This window comes from Aquirufa regiilacus, assembly GCF_032470275.1.
In the GTDB taxonomy this organism is placed as follows: Bacteria; Bacteroidota; Bacteroidia; order Cytophagales; family Spirosomataceae; genus Aquirufa; species Aquirufa regiilacus.
Map to the genome: position 1 here is coordinate 21,251 of NZ_JAVNWW010000008.1, position 21,382 is coordinate 42,632.

18 protein-coding genes and 1 tRNA gene are annotated in these 21,382 nt (G+C 42.2%); 8 read left to right on the forward strand and 11 right to left on the reverse strand.

The features are described 5' to 3' along the window. Positions 1–124 precede the first annotated feature (124 nt). The 3 genes from PQG45_RS11485 (at position 125) to PQG45_RS11490 (ending at position 1,941) form a co-directional block, all read left to right on the forward strand. Positions 125–355, forward strand: a complete 231-nt coding sequence (locus PQG45_RS11485; RefSeq protein WP_316070899.1) for a hypothetical protein — start codon at positions 125–127, stop codon at positions 353–355. After that, positions 355–663 carry a type II toxin-antitoxin system RelE/ParE family toxin gene (locus tag PQG45_RS11870; RefSeq protein ID WP_391486433.1) on the forward strand — a complete coding sequence of 103 codons (309 nt, stop codon included), beginning with the start codon at positions 355–357 and terminating at the stop codon, positions 661–663. Before PQG45_RS11485 ends, PQG45_RS11870 begins: the two co-directional genes overlap by 1 nt. A gap of 72 nt (positions 664–735) precedes the next feature. Further along, a complete protein-coding gene (locus PQG45_RS11490; protein ID WP_316070900.1) occupies positions 736–1,941 on the forward strand; it encodes a DUF1624 domain-containing protein in 1,206 nt (401 codons plus the stop codon). Positions 1,942–2,065: 124 nt separating this feature from the next. Here PQG45_RS11490 and PQG45_RS11495 read toward each other — a convergent pair. Then, positions 2,066–2,140 (reverse strand) — tRNA-Val (locus PQG45_RS11495). A gap of 150 nt (positions 2,141–2,290) precedes the next feature. Here PQG45_RS11495 and PQG45_RS11500 point away from each other — a divergent pair. Further along, positions 2,291–3,103, forward strand: a complete 813-nt coding sequence (locus PQG45_RS11500; RefSeq protein WP_315577269.1) for a TerC family protein — start codon at positions 2,291–2,293, stop codon at positions 3,101–3,103. Between the two features lie 225 nt (positions 3,104–3,328). Here PQG45_RS11500 and PQG45_RS11505 read toward each other — a convergent pair whose 3' ends face one another. From PQG45_RS11505 to PQG45_RS11540, 8 genes are all read right to left on the reverse strand, one after another. Continuing rightward, positions 3,329–3,742 (reverse strand): thioredoxin family protein, encoded by a 414-nt coding sequence (locus tag PQG45_RS11505; RefSeq protein ID WP_315577270.1) that lies wholly within the window; start codon positions 3,740–3,742, stop codon positions 3,329–3,331. A 71-nt stretch (positions 3,743–3,813) separates the two neighbouring features. Beyond that, positions 3,814–4,938, reverse strand: coding sequence for a DNA polymerase III subunit beta (gene dnaN / locus PQG45_RS11510; RefSeq protein ID WP_315577271.1), 1,125 nt, complete (start codon positions 4,936–4,938; stop codon positions 3,814–3,816). 71 nt (positions 4,939–5,009) lie between these two features. Beyond that, positions 5,010–6,677: a gliding motility-associated ABC transporter substrate-binding protein GldG gene (gene gldG / locus PQG45_RS11515; protein ID WP_316070901.1), complete on the reverse strand. Its 1,668-nt coding sequence runs from the start codon at positions 6,675–6,677 to the stop codon at positions 5,010–5,012. Between the two features lie 60 nt (positions 6,678–6,737). Further along, positions 6,738–8,855 (reverse strand): peptidylprolyl isomerase, encoded by a 2,118-nt coding sequence (locus PQG45_RS11520; protein WP_316070902.1) that lies wholly within the window; start codon positions 8,853–8,855, stop codon positions 6,738–6,740. Between the two features lie 122 nt (positions 8,856–8,977). Then, positions 8,978–10,102, reverse strand: coding sequence for an aspartate aminotransferase family protein (locus PQG45_RS11525; RefSeq protein WP_315577274.1), 1,125 nt, complete (start codon positions 10,100–10,102; stop codon positions 8,978–8,980). A 571-nt stretch (positions 10,103–10,673) separates the two neighbouring features. Further along, positions 10,674–11,624, reverse strand: a complete 951-nt coding sequence (argC, locus tag PQG45_RS11530; RefSeq protein ID WP_316070903.1) for an N-acetyl-gamma-glutamyl-phosphate reductase — start codon at positions 11,622–11,624, stop codon at positions 10,674–10,676. Then, on the reverse strand, positions 11,624–12,820 hold the full coding sequence (locus PQG45_RS11535) for an argininosuccinate synthase (RefSeq protein ID WP_315577276.1): 1,197 nt from the start codon (positions 12,818–12,820) through the stop codon (positions 11,624–11,626). Before PQG45_RS11535 ends, argC begins: the two co-directional genes overlap by 1 nt. 2 nt (positions 12,821–12,822) lie before the next feature. Then, entirely contained in the window at positions 12,823–13,485 is a 663-nt protein-coding gene (locus PQG45_RS11540; protein WP_316070904.1) for a GNAT family N-acetyltransferase, read from the reverse strand. A 226-nt stretch (positions 13,486–13,711) separates the two neighbouring features. On the opposite strand from PQG45_RS11540, the gene aat reads away from it, so the two are divergent. Both aat and proB read left to right on the forward strand, forming a co-directional pair. Next, positions 13,712–14,320, forward strand: a complete 609-nt coding sequence (gene aat / locus PQG45_RS11545; RefSeq protein ID WP_316070905.1) for a leucyl/phenylalanyl-tRNA--protein transferase — start codon at positions 13,712–13,714, stop codon at positions 14,318–14,320. A gap of 47 nt (positions 14,321–14,367) precedes the next feature. Next, a complete protein-coding gene (gene proB / locus PQG45_RS11550; protein WP_316070906.1) occupies positions 14,368–15,396 on the forward strand; it encodes a glutamate 5-kinase in 1,029 nt (342 codons plus the stop codon). A gap of 71 nt (positions 15,397–15,467) precedes the next feature. On the opposite strand, the gene PQG45_RS11555 is transcribed toward proB, so the two are convergent. Then, positions 15,468–15,827: a four helix bundle protein gene (locus tag PQG45_RS11555; protein WP_315577280.1), complete on the reverse strand. Its 360-nt coding sequence runs from the start codon at positions 15,825–15,827 to the stop codon at positions 15,468–15,470. Between the two features lie 141 nt (positions 15,828–15,968). After that, entirely contained in the window at positions 15,969–19,328 is a 3,360-nt protein-coding gene (secA, locus tag PQG45_RS11560; RefSeq protein WP_315577281.1) for a preprotein translocase subunit SecA, read from the reverse strand. 152 nt (positions 19,329–19,480) lie between these two features. Here secA and PQG45_RS11565 point away from each other — a divergent pair, with 152 nt between their 5' ends. Both PQG45_RS11565 and PQG45_RS11570 read left to right on the forward strand, forming a co-directional pair. Beyond that, entirely contained in the window at positions 19,481–19,945 is a 465-nt protein-coding gene (locus PQG45_RS11565; protein ID WP_315577282.1) for a hypothetical protein, read from the forward strand. A 64-nt stretch (positions 19,946–20,009) separates the two neighbouring features. Then, positions 20,010–21,380, forward strand: a complete 1,371-nt coding sequence (locus tag PQG45_RS11570; RefSeq protein WP_315577283.1) for a DUF1800 domain-containing protein — start codon at positions 20,010–20,012, stop codon at positions 21,378–21,380. Positions 21,381–21,382: the final 2 nt, after the last annotated feature.

The window sequence follows — 21,382 nt, forward strand, 5'->3', positions numbered from 1 at the left end:
CCAAAGAAGAGAAGTTAAGAGTTGAAATTAAGGTACCTGTTGGAAAAAATATCAATTTCTTGATTGTTGAAAATTCATTTTCTCGCATGTTTTTTTTGTATGTTTGTTCAATTAGAATAGACCTATGACAACTTCAGCCATTAAAAAGCAAGTGGATAATTATTTGCCTTTATTACCTAAAGGTCAACAAACCCTGGTTTTAGAGGTAATCAAAAGTTTAGTTGAGGAGCATAATACATCTGAACGAATTGATCACGCGCAGTACAATAAAGAAATAGATGCAGCTGTTGCGCGAATGGATGCTGGAGATTTTGTACCCCATGAGCGCGCTTTGGATGAACTATCGAGTTTGTAATGACTGCCAACTATACGGTAATTTGGGATAGAAAGGCTTTAGCGGAATTTAAGGCTATTTTAGTCTATCTGAATAATCAAAGTTCTATTGCCTCTGAAATCGTAAAACTCAAAATATTCAAGCAATTAACATTGATACAAATTAATCCAAGGTTAGCTGAAACCGATAAACTGAAAAGTGAGCCCAATTTGAATTTCCATGCCTTTGTTGTATTTAGTTATAGGCTCACGTATCAAATTGTTGATGAACAGAATCTTATCAGAATAGTAAGGATAAGGCACACAAGCAAAGAGCCATTATATTATTGATCGAAGCACTTCATTTTCTATGGAAGTTACCCCCTTAAAATCAAACCATTTCTACATTATTCATTAGCATTTATGTCGTCCAGTATATCGAGTACCACAGTAAAAAGAATTGATTCCATTGATGTATTGCGCGGCATCGTTATGGTCATTATGGCGATCGATCATGTGCGGGATTTTGTACACGATCAAGCCTATACGGGTGATCCCTTAAATGTGTTGACGACCACACCAGTTCTTTATTTTACACGTTGGATTACGCACCTATGTGCACCTACCTTCGTTTTTCTTTCGGGTCTTTCCATCTATTTGCAAAGCATTCGGAAAACAAAAGGCGAATTGAGTTCATTTCTTTTCAAACGGGGGATTTGGTTGATATTCGTCGAGTTTGGCTTGATTTCCTTGGCGATGACATTTAATCCTTTCTATAATTTGCTTGTTTTCCAGGTGATTTGGTCCATTGGAATAAGCATGATTATTTTGAGTTTGTTAAGTCGTTTGCCTTATAAAATTGTGTTGGCCGTTGGGTTGTTGATCGTACTCGGTCATAATTCCTTGGACTTTTGGGAGGCTGAACCTGGTTTTAAAGCCGGTTTTTGGTGGGATTTATTGCATCATGGGTCATTTGCGATTTATCCCATCAACGGGGATCATTTCCTTGCCATCATGTATCCATTTGTTCCTTGGACGGGTCTGATGATTTTGGGTTATTGCTTTGGTATTTTCTTTACTTCCAAATTCACCTCGGCTCAAAGGCAAAAAATCTTATTGTGGTTCGGGATATCTCTGCTTGGCTTTTTTGTGGTTCTCAGAGGGATCAATGTCTATGGTGATCCGCATTCGTGGACGACTCAAACAGATGGATTTAAGACCTTTTTGTCCTTTATCAATGTCCACAAATATCCCCCATCGTTGGCGTATATGTCGGTGATGATTGGAATTGCCATGCTAGGTTTAGCGTTTTTGGAAAATCTCCATAACCTCATAACGAACGTGTTCCGTACATTCGGTCGGACGGCATTTTTCTATTATATCTTGCATTTTTATGTTGCTCACCTGTTTGCCATGATTTTGTTTTTTTACAATGGCCATACAATGGATGATGCTAGGAAAGCTTTGCAAAAAATACCGTTTCTTTTTCAGATTCCCGGAGAAGGTGTGGGGCTTGGCGGTGTTTACTTGTTATGGATTCTTTTGATTATAGGCTTGTATCCTTTGTGTAAATGGTACGATGGCTACAAGTCGGCGCACAAGGAGAAATGGTGGTTGAGTTATTTGTAATCTTGCAATTGCGGCTATCTTGGTTTGATAAAATGCTTCGGTGCAATATGAATTGAGTCCTTCTAGTCGAAGTTGAGAAATAGCCGTAAAATAAAAAAAACCACCTCGTTTGAGGTGGTTTAAGTGGTCCCACTAGGATTCGAACCTAGGACCCCCTGCTTGTAAGGCAGGTGCTCTGAACCAGCTGAGCTATAGGACCATTCCGTGTGAATCGGTTTGCAAATATCTGCTTTTTATTTTTTTTATGCAAACCGGCACCTAAAAAAAGTTTATAAATTTTCGTTCAAATGCACTTTTGGTTGATTATCTGCCTGAAACACACCATCTTTACGCTTCAATATTTTTTTACATGGAATCACTTTTTAGTCTGGATAATCTGATCAGTTTACTGACATTGACATTTTTAGAGATCGTTTTAGGAATCGATAACATCATCTTCATTTCCATTACGGCCTCTCGTTTACCCCAAAAGGATCAAGCCAAAGCGCGTAACATCGGTCTTTTTCTTGCCATGATTTTTCGTGTTATCTTATTGTTTGGAATCTCCATTCTCATTTCCTTGCAAAAACCCTTCGCTCACATCGACTGGGGATTCATTAAAATGGCTCCCAGCGGCCAAGCGATTATCCTTTTCGTAGGGGGCTTATTCTTGCTTTATAAAGCCACGAATGAGATCTTCATGAAACTGGAAGGAGAGGAGGAGCATATCGCACAGGGTGGCAAAACGGTCAATAGCATTGCGAAAGTCGTAACCCAAATCGCACTCATCAACTTGGTCTTCTCCATCGACTCCATTTTGACAGCCATTGGCCTCTCTGATAACATGGGCGTGATGATCATTGCCGTAGTCGCTTCAGCGATTATTATGATGGGCTTTTCAGGGCCGGTTGGCCGATTTGTCAACAATCACCCTTCTTTACAAGTCTTAGGTCTTTCCTTCTTAATTATGATTGGTTTTATGCTCATCGCAGAAGCTAGCCACGATTCGGAATTAAGTATTTTGAACAATAGCATCGGTCAAATCCCGAAAGGCTATTTATACTTCTCGATTGCCTTCTCATTATTTGTTGAATTCATCAACATCCAAATGCGTAAACGTTCCAAGAAACCAGTTGCCATTCACGATTTGAAGAACCAAGCGGAGGCAGAGGGAATTATCTAGTGAGGTTAGAGTTAAGAGTGAAGAACTAAGAATGCAGAGTTTTTTCCATTTCATGACTCAAATTCTTCAACTTGATAACGATCTAGTTCTAAGTAAATCGTTTTCATAACGTTTGTTGAATCTTATTGCCATCAAAACAAAAAAGCCCAGGAAACTTTCCCGGGCTCTCAAAATCTCTTAACTTTTATCTCTTCACTATTAACTCTTCACTCTTAGTTCGAACCTCTATTTAACCCCTTTCGCCACTCCCAGCAACTCTTTCGCGCCGCCCTGTGGCAAGCCTAGTACTTTCTTTTTTACCTTCCCTGATGCATCTAAAAACAAGATGGTCGGGTAGCCTTCTACCGGATACATATTCGCTAAGGCTGGGCCTTCACCGGCTTCCATGTCTACGCCAATGGATACAAAGTGCTCATTGATATAAGCCCCTAATTCCTTGTTTGGGAATACCTTGTTTTTTAAGACCTTGCAGGGGCCGCACCATGAGGTGTAGGCGTCCAACATAACCATCTTCTTTTCCTTCTTCGCCTTCGCCAATGCCTGACGGAAACTTCCTTCAAAGAAATTCACCCCATCGCCTTCTGCGAAAGCGGGTAGTGTCAATAAGGCAAGAAACAGGATACTTAGTAGCTTTTTCATATTTACAAGTCGCTAGTTTATGTTGGTAAAAACCTCTCACTTCTTCATTCTTAACTCTTAACTCTTCACTCTTAATTATATGAATTTAACATCACCGGCATCACCAATAACAAGATATCTTCCGCCTCATCTTGATCCGATGGGATGATTAATCCTGCCTTGTTTGGCTCGCTCAATTTAATGTCCACAAACTTCGACGATAAATTGCTCAATAATTCAGATATCAATTTCGCATTGAAACCAATCTCCATGTCTTTACCTGCGTAATCACATGTCAATGCCTCATTCGCCTCGTTCGAGTAGTCTAAATCTTCTGCCGATAAAGTCAATTTATTAGCCGATAATTTTAAACGAATCTGATGTGTTGTCTTGTTTGAATAGATTGAAATACGCTTCACCGAACTCAAGAATTCCAAACGATTAATCGTCAGGATCTCATTGTTTTCCTTTGGAATCGCGTTTTCGTATTCTGGGAAACGCTCGTCGATGATCCGACAAATCAACTGAAAGCTTTGGAAACTAAAGAAGGCATTCGATGAGCTGAATTCTACCGTTACCGGTGTTTCATCGGATGGCAAGGTCGACTTCAACAATGACAATGCTTTCTTTGGCAAAATCAATGAACTGCTTCCTTCTGTCTTCAAATCCGTTCTGCGGTAACGTACCAAACGGTGTCCGTCCGTCGCCACAAAGTTTGTATGATCGCCCATCATCTGAATCAACACACCCGTCATCGCCGGACGCATGTCATCATTGGATACCGCTAATAAAGTATTGGCAATGGCCTCACCTAAGGTTAAGGCAGATAATGAAATCGATTGATTCTTTGCTACTTCTGGAATGCGCGGGAAGTCGATCGGATTCTCACCGCTCAACTTAAAACGACCGTTTTGTGTCGCAATTTCCGCTCCGAAGGTTCCTTGGTCAGCACCGATAGTTACTGGTTGCTCGGGTAAGCTGCGAAGGGTCTCCAACAATAATCGTGCCGGCAATGCAATCGAGCCGTTTTCAAAGCCCTCAACTTCTAAGGTCGTTGTCATCACCGTTTGCAAATCCGATGCTGTTAACATCAATTTGTTCCCCTCCAATTCCACTAAAATGTTTTCCAAAATAGGAATGATTGGATTGCTCGCTACCACGCCATTGATGGCTGATAGTTGCTTCAATAAGACGTTAGAGGCTACTAAAAATTTCATTGCTTTTAATTATTGATTAATGTTGAATTCAGACCTTGAAGTTAAATCAATTTGACTACAAAGCCAAGTGTTTAAGCTCTGTATTTGCGCTTGCGGTAAAGAATTACCAAAAGACTGATTAGGATTCCAAAACCGACCGGGACGAGCACATTCAAGAACTGATAATAGCTTCTCCCTTCCTGAACCTTTACCATGTCCAAAGGTCTCAATCGGATATTTTTATTACGAGCCAATAGGGCCTTTTGGTCATCTAATAAATAATGAAATGCATTTAAAATAAAATCTCGATTGGCGAAGGTATGCTTCGCAAAGGGATCAAATCCCAAAGGCGTCGGCCCCTTCGTATTCGGATCAATTCCATTCAAGGCCAAATCGCCATCTCCCACCACAATCAATCCGCCCGCTTGTTGGCCCTGTGCCACAAATCCATTCGCCAAACTATCCTGTGGCAATGGCCGATTCGCAAAGATGGACTTAAATTGCCCTTCGAGTAAATACGAAATCACCTGCGGTCCCGATGTATACTGCGCCGGATTAAAATCCTTTCCTGACGATGCAAAGGGTAGGGTAGCGGGTGCCTTTTGTGCTTGGGTGTAGGCACTTGTTACCAACAATGGGGTTTTCTTCAATCCACTGCTTCCCGAAACGGTATCGATGCTCGATACGAATTTGCCATAGATTGCATCTAGGTTTTTGGTAATAACAGAGGCTGGATTTCCTGTCAATAAGGGGAATGCCGGCCATGGCATTAATTGTAAGTTAGCTTTGTTACCAAAGTTCCCAACTTCCAACGGAATCATGCCGCTCAATTGCGCGTCTTTCACCCAGTTGGCATTCAGCCGTAATCCATAACGATACAACATCTCCTCCAGTCCCACATCCATGGGTGAACTCACCAAGCCTTGTCCTTGAATCGTATCCACACGAACCCCCTCGAGAAAGAATATTCCCTTACCCCCTTTGACTAAAAATTGGTCGATTTTAAATTGGTCTGTCGGACTGAATTTCCGATCAGGTTGGATCACACAAATGGCATCTAGTCCAACCAAAGTCGAGGAAGCACTTAAGTCGACGGGATATAAATCATAGCTTTTTCGTAAGGATGCAATCAAGCCTAATTGCTTGATGGCCGGAACTCGGCTGTAGTCCAAGAAGAAACCAATCTTTTTGCGGGCCGTGTCCATCAGGCTTTGGATGCCCTTCATGATCTCGTATTCGAGGCCTTCGACCGACTGGTTTAATACCTCTTGTGAGGACGCTAATTGGTTTCCTTTTAATAACAGAACTCCTGTTTTCTTATCACCTTTCTCAATCACCAAACCCGGGAAGACCATTTGTTGGACTTGCTTTCCACCCTCATTATTGACCAAATTCGTAGGAGGTAAGCCCAAAGAATCTAATTGGAATATTTGTTGCTCGCGTAATGAGGCATCCGGATAGGCTTCGTAAAGATCAATCGTCTCAATGCTAATCGTTTGCGGACTGCTTCGCTGAATGTCCTGAAGAATAGCAAAGCTTGCTTTTTGAAGGCGCTTAAATCCACCGGGAAGATCCTTGCCGGCCAGATAGACTTTGATTCGAATAGGGCCGTCTAAGGCTTGTAAGGTACTAATCGTAGACTCACTCAGGGTAAACTTCTTTTCTTCGCTTAAATCCCAACGAACGAGGATATACGGACTTGCCAGGAGCAATAATAGCCCTGCAGAAATAAATAGTATCCAAGCACGTATATTTTTCATGGCATCTAAACAAGAAAAGCATCCCTTCCAGAATGCTTTTCTCTTAATGGGTAAGTACTACTAATAGAACTTGTAACGCTGATCTACAATCTTAGCATTCTCTTTGATTGCCTCGTTGATGTAGAACGATGAACGTTGAACGCCCATCATTTGAATTTGATTTTTGTACAATGAGTAATCCGCTAATGCCGGAGCTGCAACACCGCCTGTTTTTTCAGCGATGAAAACACCATTATCACCTACGAATACTGCACTACGTTTTCCGTTTTTCAAACCTGCAATACGTCCCAATGCAACAGCATCTGGACCTGCCGTGTTCAACATACCTGCTGACAATGTTTGATCTTGTACCGTTTCAACCAAAGCACCCGCACCATATTTCTGTGCAATTTGCTCCAATGTACCTTTGATACCTGCTAGTTTCTTCGAGATTTGCTCGCCTTTGATTTCGTTACGAACCAAAGCCGTCAATTCAACTCGGAAGTCTTCTACCTTCACGTTCTCTTTCTCCGTTTTACCCGTCAAGAATGCTACGATGTATTGGTTATCTTGCTCAAATACTTTCTTTGAACCGTCACCTACCGCTGTATTGTCATCAAATGCCCAACGAACGATTTCACGTGCATTAGCCAAGTTGTTTATAGCAGAAGAGTTTTCTTGTAAACGATCTGCACGCATCATGATGATCGATTTATCTTTCTTCATAGCTGCTTCGAAAGCTGCTACGGTTCCATTCGCATTAGCAAAGGCATCCGCTTGCGTGAATACTTTGTCCAATGTCGCTTGAGAAGGAGCGATTGTCTTGTTGATAGCTGCTAATTTATAGCTTGTGTTTGTTTTAGCATCCGTTACTTTCACAACATGATAGCCAAAATCTGTTTCAATAACACCTGGCATCAAACCTGTTCCATTAAATCCAAACAAGGCTTTTTCGAATGACTTCACCATTCCGCCATTGTTTTTGAAATAGCCTAAATCGCCACCGTTTTGCGCAGTGCCATCCATGCCATTCATTTGAGCTAATGTCTCAAAGCTTCCGCCGCCCTTTACTTGCGCTAAAATTGCCTCAGCACGTTGTCTTGCTTGTGCTTTCGCTGAATCCGATTTGTTGGCCGGTGCAATCAAGATATGACTCGCACGCATCGTGAACAAAGAATCTTTCTTCACACCACCGTATTTGTAAATCGAATAAGTTAAACCTTCTTTGAATGGACCATAGATACCACCCACTTGGAATGTTGGCAACATTGATTTCACCGCTGCTGGAATTTCAGCATAGGGCAATAAGTAAGGTGTGCGAACATCTGAATTCAACATGGCAAAAGCTGAATCGTTTGGTGCAACCGCTAAGTCTTTCGCTAATTTCTTGATTGACGAATAGAACTCTGCTGTATCTTGTTTCGTAGGAATAACGGGGAAAGACGCGTATTGGATCGCACGTGTGTTAGTTCCTTTGAATTGATCTTTATGTTTAGCTAAATACTCCTCTAATTGTGCATCAGTTACTTTCACAGTTGTGTCAGCTACCGAGAAGAATGGAACAAATAAGAAACGCGCATTGAACTTTGCGTTTTGCGCTTGGTATTCTTTTTGTGCATCTGCTTGCGTTACATAATTAGATAAACGCAATAAGTTCTCATATTTTGAACGAATACGATCTTGAGAAATTGATTTCTCAAACGCCGCCCAAGCTTGTTGTTGCTGTGCTGGCATCGTTTTCAAATTCTTCAAAAATTGGATCACAAACGTTTTGTCAAATTGACCCGTTTGTGGATTCGTGAATTGTTGGCGTACCGATGGGTGGATGTAATTTCCTTGAACCATGTCGATCAACTCCTCTTCCGAAACCTTTAATCCTAAGGCATCAAATTCTTTCTTGTAAGCGATATCCAAAACGAATTGGTTCCAAACTTGCTCACGAATAGAGGCAGCTTCTTGCTCAGATGGGCCTTTTCCTGTTTGAGCGGTGTAATTAGCCGTAGCTTCTTCCACTTTCTTTTGGAAGTCTTGAATCATGATGCTTTCGCCCGCGATTTGACCTACTTCTTGTGAACTTGAACCGAATAAGGATGATTTACCTTGGAAAATATCACTTCCCACGAGAAATAACACTAAACTGATCGCGATAGCCGCTGCCGCAATTCCCGATTTCTCTCTAATTTTTGTAATTAATGCCATTGATACTATTATCTAATTGTTTGTACGCTTTCTTTTTCTTTTTATTGTCGACTTTATCTTGAACAAAAGAAACGCAAAATAATCACATTTCTAATGAAAAAGCAAGTCATTTGTAAACTAATCTAGCCTTTTAAAACAGCTCGTAAACTTTCAAGGAAACGATCCGCAATCGGCTGGTCTATCGCCAAACTTGGTAATAAACGTAAGGTATGCTTACCTGCATAGCCCATAAAGATGTGGTGCTGATGCAATAAGGCATCCCGAATAGGCCCCACAGCCTCTTCTAACTCGATTCCGATCATCAATCCACGTCCGCGTACTTCTTTGATACCTGCCATTCCCGCTAATTCTTGCTCAATATAGGCACCTATTTTTGTAGCGTTGTCCAAAAGATTATCTTCTTCCATGATATCCAAGACCACATTCGCTGCTGTACAGGCCAAATGATTTCCACCAAATGTAGTACCTAACAAGCCATAACTCGCCTGAATATGGGGGGCGATCAACACACCACCAACCGGGAAGCCATTGCCCATGCCTTTTGCTGTGGTCATCATATCCGGGTTAATGCCTGCATATTGGTGTGAGAAGAATTTTCCCGACCGACCGTAGCCGCATTGCACCGAGTCCAAAATCAATTGTGCTCCCGTTTCATCGCAACGCTGACGCAAGGCTTGTAAAAAGGGTGTTGAGGCCACTTGGATACCGCCTACGCCTTGAATTCCTTCTACGATAACAGCTGCCGTTTCTTCGGTAATGACATCCGATAATCCCTCGATTTGATTGAAGGGATGGAATGTTACATGGGAAGTATCGTTGATAGGTGCCACAATGCTCGGATTATCCGTCACTGCAACTGCCCCAGCCGTTCTGCCATGGAAGGCTTTGGTAAATGATACAACCTTTTTGCGACCCGTATGGAAAGAAGCCAATTTTAGTGCGTTCTCATTCGATTCAGCTCCTGAATTCGTTAAGAATAATTGGTAGGTCGGGTAGCCCGAAATGCGGCCCAGCTTCTCGGCTAATTCAGCCTGACCACCGATGACGATCGAATTTGAATAAAAACCGATGTTGGACAATTGTTCCGACATCTTCGCTACATAGGTCGGGTGAGAGTGACCAATCGAGATCACCGCATGCCCGCCATATAAATCTAAGTATTCCTGTCCATTTTTATCCCAAACCGTGCTTCCTTGGGCTTTCACCAATTCGATAGGGTAGAGGGGATATACGTCAAATAGTTTCATGTTATCAGTCGCTAGTCTCTAGTCGCTCGTTTAAATTTTAAAGGTTCCTCAGGTTAAAACCTGGGGTTAATGTTTTTTATAGCCCCGGACTTTAATCTAGGGATTCCTCAGGTTAAAACCTTGGGTTAATGTTTTTTATAGCCTCAGACTTTAGTCTGGGGAATCCTCAGGTTAAAACCTTGGGTTAATGTTTTTTATAGCCCCAGACTTTAGTCTGGGGAATCCTCAGGTTAAAACCTTGGGCTAATGTTTTATTTTATAGCATCAGACTTCAATCTAGGGATTCCTCAGGTTAAAACCTTGGGTTAATGTTTTTTATAGCCTCAGACTTTAGTCTGGGGAATCGGCGCAAAGCGCCTCAAAATTTGGCAATCCTAATAGGTTTGCCAAAGAGTCTAATGTCTAAGGTCTAATGTCTAACATTTTCGTTGAAATAGACGCGAAGTATCGCGCCTCTACAATCTATCGACTAATCGCCGCATTTCATGCGTCTCAAACTTTGGCAATCCTGAAAGGTTTGCCAAAGACAAAACCTTTTAACTCTTCACTCTTAACTCTTAATTCTTACCTCTTAAAACCCTATCGCCTTCAATCCCAATCCCGCCGTTTCCGGCCAGCCCAACATCAAATTCATGTTTTGAACCGCCTGTCCCGATGCGCCTTTGATTAGGTTATCAATCACAGAGCTGATCAACAATTGGCCATCATATACTTCTAGATGTAAAAAACATTTATTGGTATTCACCACTTGCTTCACATCGACATCCTTTGGACTAACGAAAACGAAGGGAGAATCTTGGTAATAGTTTTCATATAATTCAATCGCCTCTTCCTGTGTTCCCGTGTAAGCGGTGTAGACATTGGCCATAATGCCGCGTGAAAAGTTTCCTCGGTAGGGGATGAAATTCACCTTCGGTGCTGGAGATTTTGCTCCCAATACCATCCCGATTTCGGTTAAGTGCTGATGCGTAAAGGCCTTGTAAATACTTACGTTATTATTTCTCCAAGAGAAATGACTCGTATTTGACAAGGATTGCCCTGCGCCTGTTGAGCCCGTCACCGCGGAGACATGTACATCCGATTGCAATAAACCCGCTTGTGCCAAAGGCAACAAAGCCAATTCAATCGATGTTGCGAAACAGCCTGGGTTGGCGATTTTAGTCGCCGACTGGATTTTTGACTTTTGAAATTCGGCTAATCCGTAGACAAATCCCTCCGACTCATCACGGAAATCCGTGCTCAAATCGACGATTTTGGTATGCCATGGAATCTCATTGGCCGCTAAGAATTTCTTAGATTCGCCGTGGCCTGAGCATAAGAATAGGACATCAACGGGGCTCAAATCAGCGCAGAAACGGGCATTCGTTGATCCCAAAAGATCCGTGTGCACATCCGATACCAATTTGCCTGCTTGTGAATTCGACATAATGCACGTCAAGTGTACATCCGGGTGATTTACCAAGATGCGCAACAATTCGCCACCTGTATAGCCCGCAGCGCCTACGATTCCTATTTTTGCCATTAGTTTGATTCGTTTACTTTCCGGTGAATCATTGTTTGATTCGAAACGATTTTGGAGAATCCTCGCACATCATCGCCCGACCAAGCTTTATTCATCTCTCCATATGCCCCAAAAGCAGATGACATCAAATCAAATTTCGATTCAATACCCGTCACTTGGAACTGATAAGGTGATAAAACAACGTTTACGGTTCCTGTTACATTGTCCTGCGTATCGGCTAGGAAAGTTTCGAAATTCCGCATAATCGGATCCAAGAATTGTCCTTCATGTAACAAGGTGCCGTACATATCGCCAATGTTTTGTTTCCAGTACAATTGGTGTTTTGTCAACACATGTTTTTCCAATAAATGGTGTGCCTTGATGATAATCAATGGGGCAGGAGCCTCAAAGCCCACACGGCCTTTGATACCAATGATCGTGTCACCTACGTGAATGTCCCGACCGATTGCATAAGCACCCGCACGCGCTGTTAGTTCGCGAATTGCGTCAACAGAGCTTGGGTATTTCTCGCCATCGATTCCGACCAATTGGCCATATTCGAATTGCAAAGATATCTTGCTTGGTTTCGTTTCAGTTAATTGAGTTGGCCAAGCCTCTTCAGGCAAATAGCCATCGGACGTTAAGGTTTCTTTTCCACCGACAGATGTTCCCCAAAGTCCTTTATTAATTGAATAGGTTGACTTATGCCATTCTTGTACAACACCTTTTGATTTCAAGAAATCGATTTCGGCCTCGCGAGACAATTGCAAATCACGAATGGGAGTGATTACTTCACACTCGGGAGCCAAAATGCGGAATACCACATCGAAACGAACTTGGTCATTCCCTGCACCTGTACTTCCGTGCGCGATTGCTTTGGCACCTAATTTAGCTGCATATTTTGCCACAGCTGTTGCTTGGAAAACACGTTCAGCCGAAACAGATAATGGATAAGTGTTGTTTTTTAACACGTTTCCAAAGACCAAATACTTGATGCAATCTTGGTAATATTCTTCTACGACATCTAATGTCACGTGTGAAGTCACACCTAATGAATAGGCTTTTTCTTCAATCGTTTTTAATTCCGCTGGCGAAAATCCACCTGTATCTACCAAAGCCGAGTGCACTTCCATGCCGCGTTCTTCGGTTAAGTATTTCACACAAAATGATGTATCTAATCCTCCACTAAATGCTAGTATTACTTTCGGCTTGCTCATATTTATTTGGATTTTCCTTTCTTGTGAAAAGGCATTAATAATTTCTCTTTAATTTTTTTCAATTGGGTGAAGTCGGCAAGGTTCTTTAAAAAGATCCATTTTTCATCTTTTTCTGGCGTTGCTACGGCTTGGTTAGGGTCATAAATCATTCCCGTACACAAACAAATCTTACGTTCGGTACGTGTGAGAATGTCATAATTCACACAGGATTGACAGCCTTTCCAAAAATTATCATCTACTGGTAATTCCGAAAAAGTCGTTGGTTCATATCCCAAATCCGAATTAATCTTCATGACCGCCAATGAAGTCGTAATACCAATGATTTTGGCATCCGGAAAACGGCTACGTGATAAATCAAAAGCTTTGGACTTAACCGCTTTGGCTACACCATATTGGCGATAGGATGGCTTAACAATCAAACCGGAGTTGGCCACAAACTTACCATGTTGCCAGGTTTCGATGTAGCAAAAGCCTACGAATTCACCCGTCACATCGTCTGTTGCGATGATGGCTTTGCCCTCCGACATTTTTTCTTGTAAGTAGTCTGGTGTTCGTTTTGCGATACCGGTGCCACGTGCTTTGGCAGATTCTGCCATCTCGTGGCAAATAGATTCCGCTAGGTCAAAATGGGCTTGACTAGCGATTTGAACAGTATATGAATTCATGAATGGAATCAAGTATAAATGAAACAAATAGGTAAATCAATCTTATAGGGGATCATACCCTAAAGATGAATCTTCGTCGTCGGAGTGACGTGACTACATACCTAATTGAATTATTTATCTTCATGTTCTTGATAAACAGCGTGATTAAACGCTAATTTTGTCCAGATAATAGGGGACAAATTTCAGTAATTCAACGGGGAAATCCCAACAATCAACTGATTATTTCATGGAAAATGATAATTCTTTAACTGCTGAAGCGTTGATTTACGCCTATACCTCGGGCGTTTTTCCCATGGCGGAGGCGGATGGAACGATCTATTGGTACCGACCAGATCCCCGGGCCATCATCCCGATTGATACCTATAAGCCTGCCAAATCCTTGAAACCGATTCTGAATCGGGGGCAATTCGAGGTGCGCATAAATACCCAATTTGAAACCGTGATGCGTGCTTGTGCGGCTCCTCGGGCCTACGAGCAGGAAACATGGATTTCGGAGGAAATCATTCAGGCCTATGTTGATTTGCATTTCATGGGATTTGCGCATTCGGTGGAGGTTTATGAGCATGGTGAGTTGGTCGGCGGATTATATGGCGTCCATATTGGTTCGGTGTTTTTTGGCGAATCGATGTTTATGAAAGTATCAAATGCCTCCAAAGTAGCTTTTCATTACTTAATTGAGATTTTGCGGTTCAATGACTTTGGTTTGTTGGATACCCAGTTTATAAACGATAACGTGCAGCGCTATGGGGCAATAGAGATCAAGCGCACAGCTTATGAAAAGTTATTGTCCAAATGTTTGCTTCGAGCCAGTGAATTTAAATTGCCAGCCAAATAGCCTAAATTTCAACTGAAAGGGCTAAATTGTATCAAATTTTACAGATTATGTCAAAGCCGATTCTCGTCATTAAGTTTGGTTCATCTTCCATTACCCATTCAAATGGGGATGTGAATGAGCAAACACTCGAGAAAATCGCGGCTCAGGTTTCAAGTCTGCAAGCAGAATATTCCATTGTATTAGTATCCAGTGGTGCCGTGGCAGCCGGAAAAGCTTCTTTGAAACAATACAAAGGAACTTTGTCGGAGCGCAAAGCCGCCGCCGCCGTGGGTAATCCTTTGTTGATCGCCAAATACAACCATTACTTTCAAAAATACGGTATCTCCATCGCGCAGAGCCTTTGCGAACGCCATCATTTTTCGAAACGCGAATCCTTCTTACAATTGAAGGAAACGTATCAAGAGCTTTGGCGCAATGACATCATTCCTATCGCGAATGAAAATGATGTTGTCAGCAATGTGGAGTTGAAGTTTTCGGATAACGACGAGTTGGCGACCTTAATCGCCACGGGATTCGGAGCTGAAAAATTATTGATCTCCACATCCGTGGGAGGTTTATTGGACGAGCAAGGACAAATCATTCGACATGTCCCCGAGATCAATGCTTCCATTTTGGATGTAGTTAATACGGACACCTCTAGTACAGGTTTGGGTGGGATGATTTCCAAACTAACGTTTACCCGTTTAGCTACGAGGATGGGAATCAAGGTGGTGATTTTTGGACTGGATCAAGCCAATGGGATCATTGATGCTTTGCATGAAAATATCGGAACAGTCTTTGAACCACAAACGGCTACTTTATCTGCCCGACAAAAATGGTTGGCCTCCGGCAGTGTGATCACAGGCAGAATTGTATTGGACAAAGGTGCTGTCAAAGCTATCCAAAATCGGAAGAGTCTTTTGTCGGTCGGTGTACTTGAATACATCGGCGATTTCGAAAAAGGGGAGGTGGTCGAGATGCTTGACCCACAGCAAAATCCGGTGGCAGTTGCCCGTGCGCGCTATTCCAAAGCGGAGTTAGTTAATTCATCTGAAAGCAAAGAAGTTGCGAATGCGGATGATATTGTGATTTGGTAGGTTAGAGTGAAGAATTAAGAGTGAAGAGTTAGAGTATAGGGTTTCTGATATTTATATTTATTTGATGCAATTTATTTCTGATTTTTTCTCAGTGTAAGCAATGTAGAGCCAAGTAATCGCTGCAGCTCTTCCAAATCCAAAATTAATTCATCAAATGTTTCTAAGTCAATGATATGACTTGCCTCTAGTAGTTTAAGCCAATAAACGGTTTCTCTTGCCTCTTTGTAGGCAATCGATATTTTGAACTCAAAATCTTTACGCGAAAACGCGTAAAGACCTTCCGCTACATTTGCGCCGATTGACGTACCTGATCTAAGCAATTGTTTGCTTAAAATAAACTCCTTGTGGGTATGATTTATTATCCGGTGTGTCTTGATGATTTTCAAGGCAAACAGAAAGGATTTAACAGATATAATACTTTCTGTTTTCATGAATTTGGATTTATGTCACAAGCATAGCAACATAAATCCAAATGATGTATTGTAGAACTGATAATCTTGAAAATTATCAATTAACATATCTTTTCACTCTTCACTCTTAACTCTTCACTCTTAATTCTTCACTCTTAACTCCTAAGCAACCACCACCGCTTTCCCGCTCTCCACATCCGCCTCAACGGCTTTATATTTCACATTTTCCTTAATGCTTCCATCTTGGTATTGTACCGTTACCCGTTGGTTACGGTCCGCGATTTTAATCGCTTGACGTGGTGCAACGCGCTCCGCTTGACCTGCCGATGGATCATGGTAACCTGGTTCGTCTTGTGCTCCAGCTAGTCCTCCCAATAAAGATGATAAAGCCTCGTCTTTGCTCATTTGCAATTTAGGTGCTTTCTCCTTCGGTGCTTTTGGCGCCGTTTGGTTTGTCGATTGCGCCGCTGGAATTTCCGCTTTGATCACAAAGCTGATTGTATCGGAATTCACGCGCGCCACAAAGCGCTGGAATAAATTAACCGCCTCAAATTTGTAAATCAATAATGGGTCTTTTTGCTCAAATACCGCATTTTGTACGGATTGCTTCAAGTCGTCCATCTCACGTAAATGCTCTTTCCACTCTTGATCAATCAAGGTCAACGTGATGAATTTCTCCATCTCCGTAATCACTTCTTTACCTTGACTCATCAACGTTTTGTCAGCATCTACCACAACACCTGTGACCATTTGGCCATTCGAGATGGGTACTTGAATACCTGAGAAACCTTGACGTTTCGCCTCTTCCGCTACTTGAATAACTTGGTGAGCAATAGCCTCATTCTTCGCCTTGTAATGTAATTCTGCCGCCAAGAACAATTGCTCAGTACGCTTGTCTACCGCCAAACGATTGAACTCCTCCGCCGTGAACGGTGGCTCCATGCCCAATAATTCAATCACTTTCAATTCAAGCTCCTCGTAATTCGAATAGCTCGTTGTGATGTCTTGGCATACATCGAATAAAATGTTGATGATGTCCAATGATAAGCGCTCGCCCAACAAAGCATTTTGGCGACGCTTATATATCGCATTCCGTTGGTAGTTCATCACGTCATCGTATTCCAATAAACGCTTACGAATACCAAAGTTGTTTTCTTCTACTTTCTTCTGAGCACGCTCAATCGAATTCGTAATCATGGAATGTTGAATCACTTCACCTTCTTCCATGCCCAAACGATCCATCACTTTCGCAATACGATCCGAACCGAATAAACGCATCAAGTTATCTTCCAAGGATACAAAGAACTGTGACGAACCCACATCTCCTTGACGACCCGCCCGACCGCGCAACTGGCGATCAACCCGACGAGATTCGTGGCGCTCCGTACCGATGATTGCTAAACCACCTGCGGCTTTTGATTCCGGACTCAATTTAATATCCGTACCACGACCAGCCATGTTGGTCGCAATCGTTACTTTTCCTGATTGACCCGCTTCAGCAACAATTTCCGCCTCTCTTGCATGTTGTTTGGCATTCAAGACATTGTGCTGAATCTTACGGATATTCAATAAACGACTCAATAACTCCGAGTTTTCGACCGAAGTCGTACCCACCAATACCGGTCGGCCAGCTGCAACCAATTCCTGAATTTCCTCCGCAACGGCATTGTATTTCTCACGAACCGTGCGATACACTTTGTCCTCATGGTCTTTTCGTTGGATCGTTCGATTCGTCGGAATCGAAACTACATCCAATTTGTAAATTGTCCAGAATTCACCCGCTTCCGTTTCCGCCGTTCCCGTCATACCGCCTAATTTGTGGTACATACGGAAGTAATTTTGCAACGTAATCGTCGCATAGGTTTGAGAAGCATCTTCCACGTTCACGCCTTCTTTGGCCTCAATCGCCTGATGTAATCCGTCAGAATAACGACGGCCTTCCATCACACGACCCGTTTGTTCGTCGACAATCTTCACTTTGCCTTCCACCAAGATGTACTCGGTATCTTTTTCGAATAGGGTATAGGCTTTTAATAATTGGTTGACCGTGTGAATGCGTGATGCCTTCTCATTGTATTCCAAGATCAATTGCTCCTTTTGTGCCAAACGCTCCGCGTCCGACAAGTCCTTATTCTTTTCAATTTTATTTAAATCGATCGACAAGTGTGGCAAGACGAAAAAGTCGGGATTCTCCGTGTTTCCACTCATAAAGGCTAAGCCTTGTTCGGTCAATTCTACTTGATTGTTCTTCTCCTCAATCGTGAACAATAATGGCTCATCAGCCTGTGGCATCAATTTTTGGTTTTCCGCCAAATAAATGGATTCCGTTTCGTTCATCAATTGCTTCATGCCGCTTTCCGACAAGAATTTAATCAAGGGTTTTGATTTAGGTAAACCGCGATAAGCACGGAATAAAGCTAAACCACCTTCTTTTTTATTGCCGGCTGCAATTTCCTTTTTGGCCTCAACCAAGAAGTTTTGAACGATTTGCTTTTGTGCTTCTACTAATTTGTGAACGCGTGGCTGGAATGCTTCAAATTCCTGCTCATCTCCTTTTGGAATAGGACCTGAGATAATCAATGGCGTACGCGCATCATCAATTAACACGGAGTCAACCTCATCCACCATCGCAAAATGATGTGGACGCTGAACTTGATCCTCTAAGCTGCGCGCCATGTTGTCACGCAAATAATCAAAACCAAATTCGTTATTTGTTCCGTAAGTAATATCGGCCAAATAGGCCTGACGACGCTCCTCGGTATTCGGTTCGTGTTTGTCGATGCAATCCACCTTCAAACCATGGAATTCAAATAAAGGGGCATTCCATTCCGAGTCACGTTTCGCTAAGTAATCATTCACTGTTACTAAGTGAACACCGCGTCCGGCTAAGGCATTTAAATAGGTCGGCAAGGTCGAAACCAAGGTTTTTCCTTCTCCCGTACCCATCTCAGAAATCTTTCCTTGGTGTAAGACGATACCACCGATCAACTGTACATCGTAGTGGATCATGTCCCAGGTAATCTGGTTGCCAGCGGCTAACCATTGATTATGCCATATCGCTTTGTCGCCTTCAATCACGACATTCGCCTTTTTGGCAGCGATGAATTTATCTTCAACCGTAGCGCTTACAACTAATTTCTTGTTTTCAGTCAAACGACGAGCCGTTTCTTTTACAACAGCGAAGGCCTCTGGAAGAATTTCCATGAGAACGACTTCCAATTGTTTGTTGCGATCCTCGTTTAATTTGTCGATTTGAAGAAAGAAAGTTTCCTTCTCATCGATATCCTCAGTCGCGTTTCCCTGCTCGCGCAAGGCTACAATTTGTGCATCGATATCTGCTAAAAATGCTTGAATGCGTTGCTTGAATTCGTATGACTTTCCACGAAGTGCATCATCGGAAAGCTCATGCAAACGAGCATATTCCTCCTTGATTTTATCCACAATCGGCATGATTGCCTTGATGTCACGTTCAGATTTCGTGCCAAATATTTTTGTAACGCTTTTGCTTAGTATTGAAAACATGGTAATATAGGGCCTACCTAGGCTTAGTGATAATTTAATTTGCAATTTACCAATTTGAATTTTTATCCTCGCTATGTTCCGACAATTAATCCGAAATTTTTACGGATTTCAATTCGAAAATCATTTGTTTTGTAGTTCAATGTTGAATCCTTATGGCTGATAATCCAATTCCTCCACGTCGCGCACCCCGGAAAAAACTCAAGATGCCACTTTTTGGCGATATGATGAGCGGTTCTTCAGGTCAAGGAGCATCGAAAAATTTCACAACGTATTTATTTGTGTTGGTAGGTTTGGGGATGATAGGCCAACTCCTTTTGCCGCAATTGTGGGCCGAAAAAGTCTATGATTCTGAATCCGAGGTTCGCGAGATGGAAATCGATGGCGTCTTACGTAAAAAGTATGCAGACGCGAGTGATCGAAGAGAGGTTCATTACTTGTTAGTCGTCGTAGAAAAGGAGGGAAAGCGCAAGAAACTCGACCTGTATCGTGCAGATTCCTTATTTTTTGAACAAGTGGCTGTTCCTCAGCGTATTAAAAAAGAGTCGGGAAGTTTGAAAGTTCGTGTTACTCGCTATTCAAAGCCTGATACGACCTTGGAAATACGATTTAAGAAATAAATTTTATCAGTTTTTTGATAATCTATATATTCAATTTACCTTAGGGCAAAATTCTACTAGATCAATGCCCATCCTTTCCCTACCCAACGCTAAACATTTGTTGGCCAGAACCTTATTTGGTTTTTCCAAAGAGCAGCTGCAACAAGCCATGGGGTATGGTACCATGGAAGATCTGGTGGACAAGGCATTGCTGGCTGATGTAAAAACTCCAGCAGCACCGAATACCTGGGTGAATACAACTCCGGCGCAAGTACAACAAGATTCAGGGGATACTGCAAAATGGTATCGTGAGTTGACCTATTGGTGGTATAATCGCATGTTCTCCGAAGGTTTATCGATGCAGGAAAAGATGGTTTTGTTTCTGCATAATCATTTTTCATGTGAGCGCGACAAAGTGAATTATCCGCAATACATGTACCAACAAAATCAACTGTTTCGAAAATTCGCCTTTGGCAATTTCAAGCAATTGGTCAAAGAAATAAGTAGCGATCCTACCATGCTGATTTATTTGGATGGAAATAATAGTAGAGGAACAGGACCCAACGAAAATTACGGTCGGGAACTCATGGAGCTTTTTACGCTCGGAATCGGAAATTACACCGAAAATGATATCAAGCAAGCTGCAAAAGTTCTTTCGGGTTGGCAAGTTAAAGGTCTAACGGCTGTTTTTGATCCAAACCGATGGCACAAAGAGGCCAATCTGACGATTTTTGGAAAAACGGCTGCATTCAAAGTCGATACCTTGGTTGATTTGATCTTTGAACAAAAAGCGTGTGCTGAATTTATTTGCCGGAAACTTTATAAAGCCTTCCTTTATTATAAGCCTGATGAGGCATTTGTGTCTCAAATGGCGACTGTTTTTCGCTCGAATAATTTCGAGATGAAACCCTTGTTGCGTTTCATGTTTTTGTCTGATCATTTCTATCAAATAAGTTTTCAGGCAACACGCATCAAAGATCCTCAGGAATTAATGGTCGGGTCGTTAAAAGCCTTACAAATTAAGGTGCCGGATATTGTCAACTTATATGACATGGCAAAACTGATGCAAATGCAATTGTTGCAACCACCCGATGTAGCCGGTTGGCCAGGTCAGCGTGATTGGATTAGCTCAACAACCTATTCCTATCGCGGAGGCTTCACGGATTCATTGTTAACAGGTAAGCGCTTTAATGGAACGACTGTTACCGGGAAATTAGATGTGTTGGCTTATGCAAGGAGTTTTCCCAACAGCGAAAAAGCAGCCTTATTCGTGAATGATGTCATTGATTCGTTGGTCTCATTCCCGATTTTAGAATCCAAACGTCAGTTTTTGTTGAATACGTTGTTGGATGGAACCATTGCTGCCAACTGGTCTACCTATACACCGCAGGCGGATGCTCGGATTGTCCGACTGTTGAAAGCGATTATGCGATTACCTGAATATCAACTGAATTAGGC

Bases quoted from the DNA above. Each gene is read 5' to 3' on its own strand.
- PQG45_RS11485 (WP_316070899.1), top strand. From the start codon at position 125: ATGACAACTTCAGCCATTAAAAAGCAAGTGGATAATTATTTGCCTTTA.
- PQG45_RS11870 (WP_391486433.1), top strand. From the start codon at position 355: ATGACTGCCAACTATACGGTAATTTGGGATAGAAAGGCTTTAGCGGAA.
- PQG45_RS11490 (WP_316070900.1), top strand. From the start codon at position 736: ATGTCGTCCAGTATATCGAGTACCACAGTAAAAAGAATTGATTCCATT.
- PQG45_RS11500 (WP_315577269.1), top strand. From the start codon at position 2,291: ATGGAATCACTTTTTAGTCTGGATAATCTGATCAGTTTACTGACATTG.
- PQG45_RS11505 (WP_315577270.1), bottom strand. From the start codon at position 3,742: ATGAAAAAGCTACTAAGTATCCTGTTTCTTGCCTTATTGACACTACCC.
- dnaN (WP_315577271.1), bottom strand. From the start codon at position 4,938: ATGAAATTTTTAGTAGCCTCTAACGTCTTATTGAAGCAACTATCAGCC.
- gldG (WP_316070901.1), bottom strand. From the start codon at position 6,677: ATGAAAAATATACGTGCTTGGATACTATTTATTTCTGCAGGGCTATTA.
- PQG45_RS11520 (WP_316070902.1), bottom strand. From the start codon at position 8,855: ATGGCATTAATTACAAAAATTAGAGAGAAATCGGGAATTGCGGCAGCG.
- PQG45_RS11525 (WP_315577274.1), bottom strand. From the start codon at position 10,102: ATGAAACTATTTGACGTATATCCCCTCTACCCTATCGAATTGGTGAAA.
- argC (WP_316070903.1), bottom strand. From the start codon at position 11,624: ATGGCAAAAATAGGAATCGTAGGCGCTGCGGGCTATACAGGTGGCGAA.
- PQG45_RS11535 (WP_315577276.1), bottom strand. From the start codon at position 12,820: ATGAGCAAGCCGAAAGTAATACTAGCATTTAGTGGAGGATTAGATACA.
- PQG45_RS11540 (WP_316070904.1), bottom strand. From the start codon at position 13,485: ATGAATTCATATACTGTTCAAATCGCTAGTCAAGCCCATTTTGACCTA.
- aat (WP_316070905.1), top strand. From the start codon at position 13,712: ATGGAAAATGATAATTCTTTAACTGCTGAAGCGTTGATTTACGCCTAT.
- proB (WP_316070906.1), top strand. From the start codon at position 14,368: ATGTCAAAGCCGATTCTCGTCATTAAGTTTGGTTCATCTTCCATTACC.
- PQG45_RS11555 (WP_315577280.1), bottom strand. From the start codon at position 15,827: ATGAAAACAGAAAGTATTATATCTGTTAAATCCTTTCTGTTTGCCTTG.
- secA (WP_315577281.1), bottom strand. From the start codon at position 19,328: ATGTTTTCAATACTAAGCAAAAGCGTTACAAAAATATTTGGCACGAAA.
- PQG45_RS11565 (WP_315577282.1), top strand. From the start codon at position 19,481: ATGGCTGATAATCCAATTCCTCCACGTCGCGCACCCCGGAAAAAACTC.
- PQG45_RS11570 (WP_315577283.1), top strand. From the start codon at position 20,010: ATGCCCATCCTTTCCCTACCCAACGCTAAACATTTGTTGGCCAGAACC.